This window comes from Winogradskyella costae (genome assembly GCF_013403865.1).
Classification (GTDB): Bacteria; Bacteroidota; Bacteroidia; order Flavobacteriales; family Flavobacteriaceae; genus Winogradskyella; species Winogradskyella costae.
Map to the genome: position 1 here is coordinate 137,981 of NZ_JABFDK010000007.1, position 13,856 is coordinate 151,836.

Here is a 13,856-nt window from a genome sequence, read left to right on the forward strand (position 1 = left end):
GCTTAAAATTCTAACTATTTTAGTGCTTTAGAATACAATGAAACCAGAGACACGTCAACAAGAAATTATTAGAGTAGCTGCTAAACTCTTTAAAGAAAAAGGTTATAGTGCGGTCACCATGCGAGATTTGGCAACTGCTATGGATATAAAAGCAGCAAGTCTTTACAATCACATCAATTCCAAGCAAGATATATTAGAAAGTATTATAATTTCTATTGCAGAACAGTTTACAGAAGGAATGTCTTCTGTACAAGAAAGCAATGCTACTTGCATCGAAAAGTTAAAGGAAATTATAGCATTACATGTAGAAGTGTCTAGTACCAATATTTATGGTATGGCTGCTTTAAATCACGATTGGATGCATTTGGAAGCTCGACTAAATTACTACAAAAAGTTGCGTAGCGATTACGAAAATGATTTCAGAAATATTCTAATTGAAGGTATAAAGGCTGGTGAGATTTCAGATATAAAACCAGATGTTATGATGTTTTCAATCTTAACAACCTTACGTTCCCTTTATTTATGGATACCGAAAAAGGAAGATGTAAATCTTCAAGAACTATCTAGTAACCTCAATGAAATTCTTATAAAAGGAGTCATAAAATAGATTTAAATTTATTTACTAACTTTGTCAAACAAACTAACAAGTGTTAGTTAAGTGTTTTTAAAAATACATATGGCACAGTTTTATAAGCTTAAAATTCAAGATATATATAAGGAAACCGAAGATACTTCTGTTATAACCTTTGAAGTTCCTTCAGAATTACATAGTACATTCAAATTTCGTCAAGGTCAACATTTAACTCTAAAAGCAGACATTAACGGAGAAGATGTGCGTCGTTCGTATTCCCTTTGCTCAAGTCCATTAGATAGTCAATGGAAAGTTGCTGTAAGGCTCATTCCAGGCGGTAAGTTTTCAACCTATATAAATGACGAATTAAAAACGGGAGACCAATTAGAAGTGATGTCACCAAGCGGAACATTCGGAGTAGAGGTCAACGCGTCAAAGCCCAAAAACTACTTATTTTTCGCAGCAGGAAGTGGCATTACACCAGTCCTCTCAATGGTTAAAGCACATTTAAAAGCGGAACCAAATTCGACATGTAAATTATTTTATGTCAATAAAACCGCAAAATCCATTATCTTTAAAGAGGAACTAGAGCAATTAAGAAACACTTATTTTGGTAGATTCGAAATTTATTATTTCTTAACCAAAGAACGTAGAGATATTGAGTTATTAAACGGAAGATTCGATGATGAAAAGATGAAGATTCTTACCAATACATTTATTGATATTCCAGATACAAGTGAAGTATTTCTTTGCGGACCAGAAAAAATGGTCAATTATGTAAGCGCGTATTTAATAAATAAAGGATTACCAAAAGAATTAATACATTTTGAATTATTTGTAAAAGGACTTTCAGATGAAGACATTAAGCGCGCAGAACGCTTAGCGCAGCAAAACGTAGAAGGCACAGAAATAATCATAGTAGATGGCGGAAAAGAATTCACCTTCACCATGACTAAAGAATACGATAATATCCTCGACGCAGCCTTAGGAGCAGGAGCCGATTTACCATTCGCCTGTAAAGGAGGTGTTTGTAGCACCTGTAAATGTGAAGTGAAAGAAGGCGCAGTCGAAATGAAAATAAATTACGCATTAAGTGATAAAGAAGTCTCACAAAATCTAGTCTTAAGCTGCCAAGCAGTACCAACAACAGAAAAGGTAATTGTAGATTTCGATGTGTAAATAAGACTTGTCATTCCTGCGTAGGCAGGAATCCATAATATTTTGAAAAAGAAAAGTTAGAGTTCAACAAGCTAAAGTCCAACAGCCAATAGCTAAAAGCTTAAAATCATGAGTGAAGAACAAATAAAAAATCTAGAAGCACAATTCGAAGCACGTATCGCAAGAGACGAGAAAATCGAACCAAAAGATTGGATGCCAGAAAAATACCGTAAAACGCATATTAGGCAAATGTCGCAACACGCACATTCCGAAATTGTAGGGATGCTTCCCGAAGGAAATTGGATTACAAGAGCACCTTCTTTGCGACGTAAAGTAGCACTTTTAGCAAAAGTTCAAGATGAAGCTGGTCATGGTTTATATCTCTATTCTGCATGTGAAACCTTAGGGATTTCTCGCGATGAGTTATATGAGCAATTGCATTCAGGTAAAGCAAAATACTCTTCCATCTTTAATTACCCAACAGTAACTTGGGCAGATATGGGAGCTGTAGGTTGGTTAGTCGATGGTGCGGCAATTATCAATCAAGTGCCATTATGTAACACTTCTTATGGACCATACGCAAGAGCAATGGTTCGTGTATGTAAGGAGGAAAGTTTTCATCAACGTCAAGGTTTTGAAATCATGATGAAGTTGGCAAACGGAACACCAGAACAAAAAGAATTAGCGCAAGATGCTTTAAACCGTTGGTGGTGGCCAAGTTTAATGATGTTAGGTCCTACAGATGCCGAATCTATTCATACAGAACAATCCATGAAATGGAAGTTAAAACGAAAATCTAATGACGATTTACGTCAGCAATTTATAGATCAAACCGTACCACAAGCCGAATTAATCGGACTTACAATTCCTGATCCAGATTTAAAATGGAACGACGAACGTCAAAGCTACGATTTTGGAGCTATTGATTGGGACGAGTTCTGGCAGGTAGTCAAAGGTCATGGACCAATGAATAAAGAACGTATGAAAGCTAGAGTTGGTGCATGGGAAGAAGGAGAATGGGTTAGAGATGCTGCAATGGCACATGCTGAAAAGAAGCAAGCAAGAAAACAAAAACAAGCAATTTAAATTTCATCGTCAATTCGAGTGATTTTCTGTCAGTTTATGAGCAGTCGAAATCAAAGAAAATTATATCGAGAATAAGATGAAACAAAACATATAATTATGTCTGATAAAAAAAACTGGCCACTTTGGGAAATCTTTGTAAGAAGTAAAAACGGATTAGAACATCGTCATTTTGGAAGTCTTCATGCAGCAGATGCAGAAATGGCATTAGAAAATGCAAGAGATGTGTACACAAGACGAAATGAAGGAGTGAGTATTTGGGTCGTAGAATCTAAAAATATCACAGCATCAAATCCAGAACACAATGGTGAAATGTTTGAGCCTGCTCAAGATAAAGTCTATCGTCACCCAACATTTTATGATTTACCGGACGAGGTAAAACATATGTAATAATTGTCATTCCTGCGAAGGCAGGAATCTCATTAAGAGAATCTAAATTTCATTCAGAACAAAGGAAGAATCTTATTATTAATAAGCACGTCACTTCGAGTGATTCCGATTTTTTATTGGAATTATATCGAGAAGTAATTAAATAGATACCCATTTTCATGGGCACTTAAAATGAAACAAAACTTATACAACTACATACTAGGAATCGCAGACAACAGCCTAATCCTAGGCCAAAGACTAGGAGAGCTCACAGGACATGGACCAAGCCTAGAAACAGACATTGCCTGCACCAATATCTCATTAGATTTATTTGGGCAAGTAAGAAGCTATTTTCAGTATGCAGCAAAAATTGCTGGTGATGATAGAACAGAAGATGATATCGCCATGCTTCGTAAAGAGCGTGAATATGTAAATGTATTGTTGGTAGAACAACCAAATACAAATTTCGCCTACACTATGGCGCGTCAGTTCTTATTCGATGTATATCATTTATTGTTTTTACAGGAATTAGAAAAAAGTAAAGATTTAACTTTATCTGCTATTGCAACAAAATCAATTAAAGAAGTGAGTTATCATGAACGTTTTTCAGGAGACTGGATAAAACGTTTAGGAGATGGTACAGAGGAAAGTAAAACAAAAATGCAAGATGCTATTGATGGTTTGTGGACCTATACTGATGAGTTATTTCATCAAACCGAAGCAGATAAAGCAATGGTTGCAGAAGGAATTGGTGTTGATGTAACAAAACTTAAAGAGACCTATTATAAAAAGGTAAATGAAATTTTAGAAGAAGCAACACTCGAAATCCCGGAATCAAAATGGTTTCAAAAAGGTGGAAAAGAAGGCGTTCACACCGAACATTTAGGGTATTTATTAGCAGAGCTTCAATATATGCAACGTGCGTATCCTAATATGGAATGGTAACACAAATTCCTCAGAAGGCAGATAAATATTTTGGTTCAGCGAAGCTAATCTCAAAAATTAAAACAAAATGTCACTTCGAGTGATTCCGATTTTTTTATCGGAATGGTATCGAGAAGTAATAAAGCAAAATTCCCGTTTTCACGGGAAATGAATATGACAACAGAACAAAACATAGACCAAATCTTAATTCCAATTCTGGAACAAGTTTCAGATCCTGAAATCCCAGTATTATCTATCATGGATATGGGAGTGGTACGTACTGCAGTCATAGAAAATAATATTGTAAAAGTAGAAATTACACCAACGTATAGTGGTTGTCCAGCGATGGATGTTATTGGAGACGATATTAAAGCCGCATTAAAAGTGGCAGGATACGATTCAGAAATAGAATTAATTCTTGCACCAGCTTGGACCACCGATTGGATTACACCAAGAGGAAGAAAAGCATTAGAAGATTATGGCATAGCAGCACCTTTAAACGCAGAAGCAGATAAAGATGTATTGCTTAATGATAAAAGGATAGTGAAGTGCACCAATTGTGGTTCACAAAACACAAGATTAGTAAGTCAGTTTGGTTCCACAGCATGTAAAGCACAGTTTCAATGTGACGATTGCCAAGAACCATTTGATTATTTTAAATGTCTAAAGTAAAGGAACTTCAATTCGAGTGAAATTGTTTTTTAGCAATTTTGTATTGAGAATATATAAAAGTTTTGTCATTCCTGCGAAGGCAGGAATCCACAATAAAAGAAAAACATATGAATAAAAGCATTCTTTTAAAAATAGAAAATAAAATAGCGTACATCACGCTAAACAGACCAGAAGTGTTCAACAGTTTTAACCGTGAAATGGCTTTTTTGCTTCACGATACTTTAGATGCTTGTGAAACAAATGATGAGGTTAGAGCAATTGTTCTTACAGGGAATGGAAAAGCATTTTGTGCAGGACAAGATTTAAAAGAAGTTACAGATCCAGATTTAAACCCTGGATTCAAAAAAATATTAGAAGAGCATTACAATCCTATAATTACAAGAATTCGTGCGATTAAAAAACCAGTTATAGCAGCAGTAAATGGTGTTGCAGCAGGAGCAGGAGCAAATATTGCTTTAGCTTGTGATATTGTGGTTGCTCACGAAAAAGTAAGTTTCATTCAAGCCTTTAGTTTAATTGGTCTGGTTCCTGATAGTGCAGGAACATTCTTTTTGCCAAGACTAATCGGTTTTCAAAAAGCATTAGCATTAGCCATGTTAGGCGATAAAATTTCAGCAGAAGAAGCAGAGAAAATGGGAATGATTTATAAAATGATTCCATTAGAAAGTTTTGAAGAAGATGTCAATAAGTTAGCTTTGAAACTGGCAAACATGCCTACAAAAGCATTGGGTATGATTAAAGAATTATTCAATAAATCGATGACCAATGATTTAGAATCTCAATTAGCGTTGGAGTCTAAGTTACAAATTGAAGCCGCACAAAGTGAAGATTATAAAGAAGGAGTCGCAGCATTTATTGAAAAGAGAAAACCAAATTTTAAAGGAAATTAATTAATGTCAGTTCGAGTGAAATTGCTTTTTTGCAATTTTGTATCGAGAACAATATGAATAAACAAACACTCATAGAAGCGCACAACCGAATAAAACCTTTTATTCACCAAACACCAGTGCTAACCTCAGAATTGCTAAATAAAGAAGCAGGCTTTAACCTGTTTTTCAAATGTGAGAACTTTCAAAAAATGGGAGCCTTTAAGATGCGAGGAGCTGCAAACGCTATCCTTTCACTTACTGATGCAGAAAGAGAACGTGGTGTGGTAACACATTCTTCAGGTAATTTTGCCCAAGCCGTTTCATTAGCAGCTAAAAAATTAGGAGTTAAGGCTTATATTGTAATGCCAGAAAATGCACCTCAAGTAAAAAAAGATGGTGTTAAAACGTATGATGGAGAAATTATAGAATGTGAATCGACACCTCAAGCAAGAGAAGCAGCAGCTAATAAAGTTAAGGAGGAAAAGGGAGCATCATTTTTACACCCATCTAATCAAGATGAGGTGATTTATGGTAATAGTACAGCAGCGATTGAATTATTAGAAGAGCAACCAGATTTAGATATTATTCTAGCACCTGTTGGAGGAGGAGGTCTTATTGCAGGAACTGCTTTGGCAGCACATTATTTCTCTGAAAAATGCAAAGTAATTGGTGCCGAGCCTAAAGCTGTTGATGATGCATATCGATCATTAATTTCGGGTAAAATAGAAACGAATACTACGTTTGCAACTATTGCAGATGGACTTCGAACAAATTTAGGTGACCGCAATTTTCCAATTATTCAAAAGCATGTAGAGAAAATAATTTGTGTAGAGGAAGAGGAAATTATCCATGCTATGCAATTGATTTGGGAACGCATGAAGATTATTGTAGAACCATCAAGTGCAGTAGCTTTTGCAGCTGTATTAAATAACAAAGAAGAATTTGCAACTAAAAACATCGGAATTATTATTTCTGGTGGTAATGTAGATGTGAAAAATCTGCCATTTTAGATAACTGTCACCCTGAGCGCAGTCGAAGGGTATCAATAAAAAAAATAATTTGTCATTCCTGCGTAGGCAGGAATCCACAATAAAAGTAAAAACATGAACATAGGAATTATAGGTTCAGGAACCATGGGAAGCGGCATCGCACAAGTAGCAGCAACTTCTGGTTGTCAAGTAAAATTATACGACACCAATCAAGCTGCTTTAGATAAAGCTAAAGCAAGTTTAGAGAAAATACTATTGCGTCTTATTGAAAAAGGACGAATTGATTCGGATGAAAAAAACAGAATCCAATCTAATATTTCTTATGTAGATAGTCTTAAAGATTTAGCTGATGCCAACTTAACGATTGAAGCTATTATTGAAAACCTAGACATCAAGAAAAAAGTGTTTTCAGAATTGGAAAGCTATGTTTCAGATGATTGTATTATTGCATCCAACACATCAAGTTTATCAATAGCATCAATCGCTGCATCTCTGAATAAACCAGAACGTTGTGTAGGGATTCACTTTTTCAATCCAGCACCTTTAATGAAATTGGTAGAGGTTATTCCTGCTATTCAGACGTCAAAAGAAGTACTTGAAAAAGTCATACAAACTATAAAAGACTGGAAAAAAGTAGTAGCAGTTGCTAAAGACACACCAGGTTTTATTGTAAACCGTGTAGCAAGACCTTTTTATGGCGAAGGATTAAGAATTTATGAAGAAGGATTAGCCGATTTTGCAACTATAGACCACAGTTTAAAATCTTTAGGAGGTTTCCGAATGGGACCATTCGAGTTGATGGATTTTATAGGTAATGATGTCAATTACACCGTAACCGAAACTGTTTTTACCGCGTTCTATTTCGACCCAAGATATAAACCTTCATTTACGCAAAAGCGTTTTACAGAAGCCGGTTATTTAGGTCGAAAATCAGGAAAAGGATTTTATGATTATGATGCAAATGGAAGAAAAACAGAACGAACATCTGTCTCGTCGAGCGCAGTCGAGACGTCTCTTTCTGAAACTATTTTCAACCGCGTCCTAGTCATGCTCATCAACGAAGCAGCAGATGCTTTATTTTTAAACATCGCATCCGCTGAAGATATAGATATTGCCATGACAAAAGGAGTTAATTATCCAAAAGGATTATTAGCCTGGGCAGACGAAAAAGGAATCGATTGGTGTGTGTCTAAATTAGACGAATTGTACAACGAATACCACGAAGATAGATACCGCTGTAGTCCGTTATTACGTAAAATGAATAGAGAAAACCAAACGTTTTTTAATTAGAAACGTCAGTTCGAGTGAAATTGCTTTTTCTGCAATTTTGTATGAATAATATAATTACAACGATTTGTCATTCCGCACTTGATGCGGAATCCACAATAAAAGATAATAATTAAATAAGATTCCCACTTTCGTGGAAAGTAAACATGAAACCAGAGCAAATTCCACATAAAATGCTTTCCCAAGATGCCTACAGCACTTGGCTAGGAATAGAAATTCTAGAATGCGAAATAGGCCGTTGCAAAGTAGCAATGACCATTAGAAAGGAAATGCTAAACAGCATGAATAAAGCACATGGTGGTATCAGTTATTCATTAGCCGATACGGCTTTCGGATTTGCAGCAAATACCCATGGTAAATATGCCGTTTCTATCGAAACAAGCATTAATCATATTGAAGCCTTAAACGAAGGTGATTATATTGTAGCAGAATCTGTAATAGAATCTGTGAAAAACAGATTAGGATTTAATATTATTGAAGTAAAACTAGGAGAAGAATTAGTAGCACTTTTTAAAGGTGTCGTTTATAGAACTCAAAAGGATTGGGAATAAAATAGTAAAAATATAAAATTATGAAATGGAAAGGTAGACGACAAAGCGGGAATCTTGAAGACCAACGCGGCATGGGAACTAAAGGTAAAGTTGCAGCTGGTGGTGGAGTTATTGCCGTAGTTGTAATTTTATTGCAACTTTTTGGAGGTGAAACTGGTCAGCAAATAGCACCAATCATAGAGCAGGTAGCTAATAGTCAAACCACTCAGCAAGTAGAACAAAGAGATTTAACCAGCGAAGAGCTTGAAATGGGCGATTTTATGGCAACTGTTTTGGCCGACACCGAAGATGTGTGGAACCAAATATTTAGAGACTACAATCTAGGGGATTATAAAGAACCAAAAATGGTATTATTCACAGATGCGGTTTCTACAGCTTGCGGTAGTGCAACTTCAGCTTCTGGACCTTTTTACTGTCCTGGCGATCAAAAATTATATATGGATTTAGCTTTTTTTGACGAACTAAAAACACGTTTTGGAGCAAAAGGTGGCGATTTTGCAATAGCTTACGTCACAGCACACGAGGTTGGTCATCATATCCAAACACTTTTAGGAACTTCAAACAAAGTAAGACAATTACAAAGTCAAACAAATCAAGTAGGAGCAAATAAATTGTCTGTTGCACAAGAATTACAAGCCGATTTTTACGCAGGAGTTTGGGCACATCACAATAAAAAATATTTACAAGCAGGAGATATTGAGGAAGCCATGAGCGCTGCCAATGCTGTTGGTGACGATGCCATACAAAAAAGAAGTACTGGAAGTGTAAATTCAGATAGTTTTACACATGGTACGTCTAAACAACGTATGGAGTGGTTTATGAAAGGCTACAACACAGGAGATATTAGAAATGGAGATACGTTTTCTGCACTTTTAGATTAACCAATTCCAGCTAAAACAAGACAATCTATTGTTTATAACAATTTGTCATTCCTGTATAGGCAGGAATCTACAATAAGAGTAAAAATATTAATTTGAAATAGTAGATTCAATTTCAAAATCAATTTCAATATCAATTTCAAAAATGAAAGAAGCATACATAATAGACGGCATTAGAACACCAATAGGAAATTACAAAGGAACTTTATCTGCTGTTAGAACAGACGATTTAGGAGCATTAGTGATTCAAGAAATCGTAAAACGAAACCCAAGTATTCCAAAGGAAGCTTACGACGATGTTATTATGGGTTGCGCCAACCAAGCAGGAGAAGACAATCGTAATGTAGCGAGAATGTCTTCACTTCTTGCAGGATTACCATATACTGTTCCTGGAGAAACTGTAAACCGATTATGTAGTTCTGGTCTATCCGCAATCATTCACGCTAATCGTGCCATAAAAACAGGTGATGGAGACGTGTTTATTTCTGGTGGAGTTGAAAACATGACACGTGGACCTTACGTTATGGCAAAACCATCATCCGCATTTGGAGGCGATTCTAAACTATACGATTCTACTTTCGGATGGCGATTTGTAAACCCGAAAATGCACGAAATGTATGGCACAGATGGCATGGGAATGACGGCAGAAAACTTAGTAGAAAAATATAATATATCTCGCGAAGACCAAGATAAATTCGCACTTTGGAGTCAGCAAAAGGCAACCAAAGCACAAGAAAACGGACGACTAGCAAAAGAAATTGTTACTGTCGAAATTCCGCAACGTAAAAAAGATCCTATCCAATTTTCAAAAGATGAGTTTATAAAACCAAGCTCTTCCTTAGAAGTTTTAGGGAAACTAAGGGCAGCTTTTAAAAAGAAAGACGGAAGCGTAACTGCAGGAAATTCTTCTGGATTAAATGATGGTGCAGCGGCAACCATTATTGCGAGTGAAGATGCAGTAAAAAAGTACAATCTCAAACCAATAGCTAGAATTGTAAGTTCTGCAGTGGTTGGCGTCGAGCCAAGAATCATGGGTATTGGTCCTGTGCAAGCGTCTAATAAAGCATTAGAAAAAGCAGGTTTAACCATGGACGATATGGATATCATCGAGCTTAACGAAGCCTTTGCGGCACAAGCTTTGGCATGCATTCGCGCTTGGGGATTAGAAGATAACGACCCAAGAATTAATCCAAATGGTGGTGCTATTGCCATTGGTCATCCGCTTGGTGTTACTGGTACAAGAGTTGCTTATTCTGCGGCTTTAGAATTGCAAGAACAGAATAAAAAATACGCGTTAATTACCATGTGTATTGGCGTTGGTCAAGGTTATGCAGCGATTATTGAAAGAGTCTAATTCCTGCGCAGGCAGGAATCTCATAGCAAGAGGGAAATAATCTTTGACTAAGATAAAAAAACATAGCAAGTAAGTGCGTTAGGGATTGAAGTGGCATCCTTTTTTGCGTCAGTTCGAGTGAAATTGCTTTTTGGCAATTTTGTATCGAGAACAAGTAAAAAAGATATAACGGAAAGCCCGACCTTTAGGTAACGCTAAAAAAATAGTAATTTAATAGATACCTGCCTTCGCAGGCATTTGATATGAATAAAATAGAGCACTACGTTCAAGGACAATGGACAACAGGTAAAGAAGAAGGAATACCAATTCTAGATGCAGTAACTGGCGAAGCTTTTACAAGCATTGCTATCGAAGGTTTAGACGTTCCTGAAATTCTTAACTACGGTAGAACAAAAGGAGGAGAGGTTCTTCGAAAAATGACATTCCAAGAACGTGGAAACATGCTTAAAAGTTTAGCTTTATATCTTACCAAAAGAAAAAATGCATTTTACGAATTAAGTTACAGAACAGGAGCAACCAAAGTAGATAGTTGGATCGACATCGAAGGTGGTTTCGGAAACCTATTCGCCAATGCTTCTCTAAGAAAACTTTTTCCAAATCAGCCATATCACGTAGAAGGAGATGCTATCGATTTATCTCGTGGCGGACGCTTTATGGCACATCATATTATGGTGCCCAAAAAAGGAATTGCAGTGCATATTAATGCATTCAATTTCCCTGTTTGGGGAATGTTAGAAAAGTGCGCAGTAAACTGGATGGCTGGAGTGCCAGCAGTAGTTTTACCAGCACCTTCATCTTCTTATTTAGCTGAAGCTGTAGCAAGAGAAATAATAGCCTCAGGTATTTTACCAGAAGGCGCATTACAAATCATAAACGGAACGGTTAAAAATATTCTAGACACTGTAGAGTCTCAAGATGTTGTAACATTTACGGGTTCTGCAAAAGTAGGTCGCTTATTAAAAGCACATCCACGATTGATACAAGAATCTGTGCCATTTACAATGGAAGCCGATTCTTTAAACGCATCAATCTTAGGAGAAGATGCCGTTCCAGGAACACCAGAATTCGATTTATTTATTAAAGAAGTAAGAAAAGAAATGACGGTTAAAGCAGGACAAAAATGTACTGCAATACGTAGAATCATTGTTCCACAAAATTTAGTGGAAGATGTGCAAACTGCATTATCTAAAGCTTTAGATAAAGTCACTATTGGAGATCCAAGACTTAAAGAAGTTAGAATGGGATCTTTAGTAAGTCATCAACAAGTACAAGCGGTTAGAGATTCTGTAAATGATTTGTCTAAAGAAGCACAAATCGTTTATGGAAGTTTAGATGAAATAAACACGATTGGAGCAGATGCTAAAAAAGGCGCTTTTATTAGCCCGATTTTATTACGTTCTGATCACCCTTTTGAAAATACAGTCATTCACGAACGCGAAGCCTTTGGTCCAGTAAGTACCATTATGCCTTATAAGAATTTAGATGAAGCGATTACTTTAGCGCAAATGGGTAAAGGTTCGCTAGTTTCTTCTATTGCAACAAACGATGATAAGATTGCGAAAGAGTATGTTATAAATGCAGCATCTCATCATGGTCGTATAATGGTGGTTAATCGCGATATGGCTAAAGAAAGTACTGGTCATGGTTCGCCATTACCATATTTAGTGCATGGAGGTCCAGGTCGTGCTGGAGGTGGAGAAGAAATGGGAGGAATGCGTGGAATAAAACATTATTTGCAACGCACAGCAATCCAAGGTTCACCAACAACAATAACCGAAATTACTGGTATATACCAACAAAACGCAAAGTATAAGGAAGCAGAAATGCATCCATTTAAATACCATTGGGAAGACATCCAACCTGGAATGTCTATGAAAACCCACAGACGTACATTTACCGATACCGATATTATCAATTTTGCAAATGTTACTTGGGATCATTTCTATGCACATACCGATATTACTTCTTTAGACGGAAGTATTTTTGAACAAAGAACGGCCCATGGTTATTTCATTATTTCAGCAGCAGCAGGATTGTTTGTATATCCGAATAAAGGACCAGTTTCTGCGAATTACGGATTAGAAGAATGCAGATTCTTACGTCCGTTATATCACAACGATACTATTTACGTACGCCTAACGTGTAAGCAAAAAGTAGATAGAGACGTCGCTTCCGCAGAACATCCTAGCGGAATTGTAAAATGGTATGCAGAAATTTTTGATGCTAATACCAATGAGAAAGTAGCATTCGCAACAGTCTTAACTATGGTTCAGAAAAAACAAGAAGTTTTAACTGAAATGACTGAAGATAAAATCAACGAATGTCTTTATGCATTAAAGGAAGATGCAAAACCTAAATGGGGAATTATGACACCTCAGCATATGATTGAGCATTTAGAATACACTTATAAAATTGCTTCAGGAGAAATTCAAGATTTTGAAATCGCAACACCTGAAAAGATTTTAGAGAAAGTGCATAATAGTTTATGGAATTATGATAAATTCCCAAAGAACTCTCAATTTCCTCAGTTAGAAAAAGACACTTTAGATACATTAAAGCATCCTGATTTGACTACAGCAATAGAAAAGTTTAAAGGACAAAGAGAAACCTATTTAGCGTATTTTAAAGAAAATCCGGAGGCTAAATTAAATAATTTAGTCTTCGGAGAATTAAATAAATATGAATCGTATTTATTAGAAAGAAAACATTTAAATCATCATTTCGAGCAATTTGGATTACTATAATTATTAATAGAAAGTCACTGCGCACGTGTTGCGCAGTCGCATTAATGTTGACGAAATACTTTAATGCATTCGCTTAAATGAAACGTAATGTCTAAAAAATATTATACATACATTCTAACACATGAAAGAAATCACATTTTTTATGTTGGAGTTACAAATAATATTGAGAGACGAATGAGTGAGCACAAAACAACAACTTTTGGAACACACGTTGGACATTATAATATTAAAAAATTAGTTTATTTTGAAGAGCACTCAGATATAAGGATTGCTATTAGAAGAGAAAAGACCATTAAGAAATGGAAAAAAGAATGGAAGTCCAATATAATAATAGTAATGAATCCGGAATGGATCGACTTGAGTTTAGGCTGGGATCTGTCCAAATATATTAAGAACTAAAATAATAC

At 36.0% G+C, this 13,856-nt stretch carries 14 protein-coding genes; all 14 read left to right on the plus strand.

Going from position 1 to position 13,856, the window contains the following annotated elements:
* Positions 1 to 37: 37 nt before the first annotated feature.
* The 14 genes from HM986_RS13965 to HM986_RS14030 all read left to right on the plus strand — a co-directional run bounded on the left by HM986_RS13965 (position 38) and on the right by HM986_RS14030 (position 13,848).
* Positions 38 to 607, plus strand: coding sequence for a TetR/AcrR family transcriptional regulator (locus HM986_RS13965; protein WP_179335713.1), 570 nt, complete (start codon positions 38 to 40; stop codon positions 605 to 607).
* Positions 608 to 676: 69 nt separating this feature from the next.
* A complete protein-coding gene (locus HM986_RS13970; RefSeq protein ID WP_179335714.1) occupies positions 677 to 1,750 on the plus strand; it encodes an FAD-binding oxidoreductase in 1,074 nt (357 codons plus the stop codon).
* 108 nt (positions 1,751 to 1,858) lie between these two features.
* A complete protein-coding gene (gene paaA / locus HM986_RS13975; protein ID WP_179335715.1) occupies positions 1,859 to 2,815 on the plus strand; it encodes a 1,2-phenylacetyl-CoA epoxidase subunit PaaA in 957 nt (318 codons plus the stop codon).
* A 96-nt stretch (positions 2,816 to 2,911) separates the two neighbouring features.
* The gene (paaB, locus tag HM986_RS13980; RefSeq protein ID WP_173586540.1) at positions 2,912 to 3,202 is read left to right on the plus strand and encodes a 1,2-phenylacetyl-CoA epoxidase subunit PaaB; all 291 of its coding nucleotides are present in this window, start codon (positions 2,912 to 2,914) and stop codon (positions 3,200 to 3,202) included.
* A gap of 171 nt (positions 3,203 to 3,373) precedes the next feature.
* Positions 3,374 to 4,126 (plus strand): 1,2-phenylacetyl-CoA epoxidase subunit PaaC, encoded by a 753-nt coding sequence (gene paaC / locus HM986_RS13985; protein WP_179335716.1) that lies wholly within the window; start codon positions 3,374 to 3,376, stop codon positions 4,124 to 4,126.
* A 153-nt stretch (positions 4,127 to 4,279) separates the two neighbouring features.
* Positions 4,280 to 4,777 carry a 1,2-phenylacetyl-CoA epoxidase subunit PaaD gene (gene paaD / locus HM986_RS13990; protein WP_179313342.1) on the plus strand — a complete coding sequence of 166 codons (498 nt, stop codon included), beginning with the start codon at positions 4,280 to 4,282 and terminating at the stop codon, positions 4,775 to 4,777.
* A gap of 107 nt (positions 4,778 to 4,884) precedes the next feature.
* Complete coding sequence (locus HM986_RS13995; protein ID WP_179335717.1) at positions 4,885 to 5,667, plus strand: enoyl-CoA hydratase-related protein; 783 nt, start codon at positions 4,885 to 4,887, stop codon at positions 5,665 to 5,667.
* A gap of 53 nt (positions 5,668 to 5,720) precedes the next feature.
* Positions 5,721 to 6,656: a pyridoxal-phosphate dependent enzyme gene (locus HM986_RS14000; RefSeq protein ID WP_179335718.1), complete on the plus strand. Its 936-nt coding sequence runs from the start codon at positions 5,721 to 5,723 to the stop codon at positions 6,654 to 6,656.
* 93 nt (positions 6,657 to 6,749) lie between these two features.
* Positions 6,750 to 7,925: a 3-hydroxyacyl-CoA dehydrogenase NAD-binding domain-containing protein gene (locus HM986_RS14005; RefSeq protein WP_179335719.1), complete on the plus strand. Its 1,176-nt coding sequence runs from the start codon at positions 6,750 to 6,752 to the stop codon at positions 7,923 to 7,925.
* Positions 7,926 to 8,068: 143 nt separating this feature from the next.
* On the plus strand, positions 8,069 to 8,473 hold the full coding sequence (locus tag HM986_RS14010; RefSeq protein WP_179335720.1) for a hotdog fold thioesterase: 405 nt from the start codon (positions 8,069 to 8,071) through the stop codon (positions 8,471 to 8,473).
* 20 nt (positions 8,474 to 8,493) lie between these two features.
* Positions 8,494 to 9,354, plus strand: a complete 861-nt coding sequence (gene ypfJ, locus HM986_RS14015) for a KPN_02809 family neutral zinc metallopeptidase (RefSeq protein ID WP_179335721.1) — start codon at positions 8,494 to 8,496, stop codon at positions 9,352 to 9,354.
* 142 nt (positions 9,355 to 9,496) lie between these two features.
* Positions 9,497 to 10,705 carry a 3-oxoadipyl-CoA thiolase gene (pcaF, locus tag HM986_RS14020; protein ID WP_179335722.1) on the plus strand — a complete coding sequence of 403 codons (1,209 nt, stop codon included), beginning with the start codon at positions 9,497 to 9,499 and terminating at the stop codon, positions 10,703 to 10,705.
* Positions 10,706 to 10,947: 242 nt separating this feature from the next.
* Complete coding sequence (gene paaZ, locus HM986_RS14025; protein ID WP_179335723.1) at positions 10,948 to 13,449, plus strand: phenylacetic acid degradation bifunctional protein PaaZ; 2,502 nt, start codon at positions 10,948 to 10,950, stop codon at positions 13,447 to 13,449.
* An 87-nt stretch (positions 13,450 to 13,536) separates the two neighbouring features.
* On the plus strand, positions 13,537 to 13,848 hold the full coding sequence (locus tag HM986_RS14030) for a GIY-YIG nuclease family protein (RefSeq protein WP_179335724.1): 312 nt from the start codon (positions 13,537 to 13,539) through the stop codon (positions 13,846 to 13,848).
* Positions 13,849 to 13,856: the final 8 nt, after the last annotated feature.

What these genes read in the sequence shown, in the direction of transcription:
- paaA (WP_179335715.1), top strand. Translation starts at nt 1,859, where the DNA reads ATGAGTGAAGAACAAATAAAAAATCTAGAAGCACAATTCGAAGCACGT.
- HM986_RS14005 (WP_179335719.1), top strand. Translation starts at nt 6,750, where the DNA reads ATGAACATAGGAATTATAGGTTCAGGAACCATGGGAAGCGGCATCGCA.
- HM986_RS14030 (WP_179335724.1), top strand. Translation starts at nt 13,537, where the DNA reads ATGTCTAAAAAATATTATACATACATTCTAACACATGAAAGAAATCAC.
- pcaF (WP_179335722.1), top strand. Translation starts at nt 9,497, where the DNA reads ATGAAAGAAGCATACATAATAGACGGCATTAGAACACCAATAGGAAAT.
- paaZ (WP_179335723.1), top strand. Translation starts at nt 10,948, where the DNA reads ATGAATAAAATAGAGCACTACGTTCAAGGACAATGGACAACAGGTAAA.
- ypfJ (WP_179335721.1), top strand. Translation starts at nt 8,494, where the DNA reads ATGAAATGGAAAGGTAGACGACAAAGCGGGAATCTTGAAGACCAACGC.
- HM986_RS14000 (WP_179335718.1), top strand. Translation starts at nt 5,721, where the DNA reads ATGAATAAACAAACACTCATAGAAGCGCACAACCGAATAAAACCTTTT.
- HM986_RS14010 (WP_179335720.1), top strand. Translation starts at nt 8,069, where the DNA reads ATGAAACCAGAGCAAATTCCACATAAAATGCTTTCCCAAGATGCCTAC.
- HM986_RS13995 (WP_179335717.1), top strand. Translation starts at nt 4,885, where the DNA reads ATGAATAAAAGCATTCTTTTAAAAATAGAAAATAAAATAGCGTACATC.
- HM986_RS13965 (WP_179335713.1), top strand. Translation starts at nt 38, where the DNA reads ATGAAACCAGAGACACGTCAACAAGAAATTATTAGAGTAGCTGCTAAA.
- paaC (WP_179335716.1), top strand. Translation starts at nt 3,374, where the DNA reads ATGAAACAAAACTTATACAACTACATACTAGGAATCGCAGACAACAGC.
- paaB (WP_173586540.1), top strand. Translation starts at nt 2,912, where the DNA reads ATGTCTGATAAAAAAAACTGGCCACTTTGGGAAATCTTTGTAAGAAGT.
- paaD (WP_179313342.1), top strand. Translation starts at nt 4,280, where the DNA reads ATGACAACAGAACAAAACATAGACCAAATCTTAATTCCAATTCTGGAA.
- HM986_RS13970 (WP_179335714.1), top strand. Translation starts at nt 677, where the DNA reads ATGGCACAGTTTTATAAGCTTAAAATTCAAGATATATATAAGGAAACC.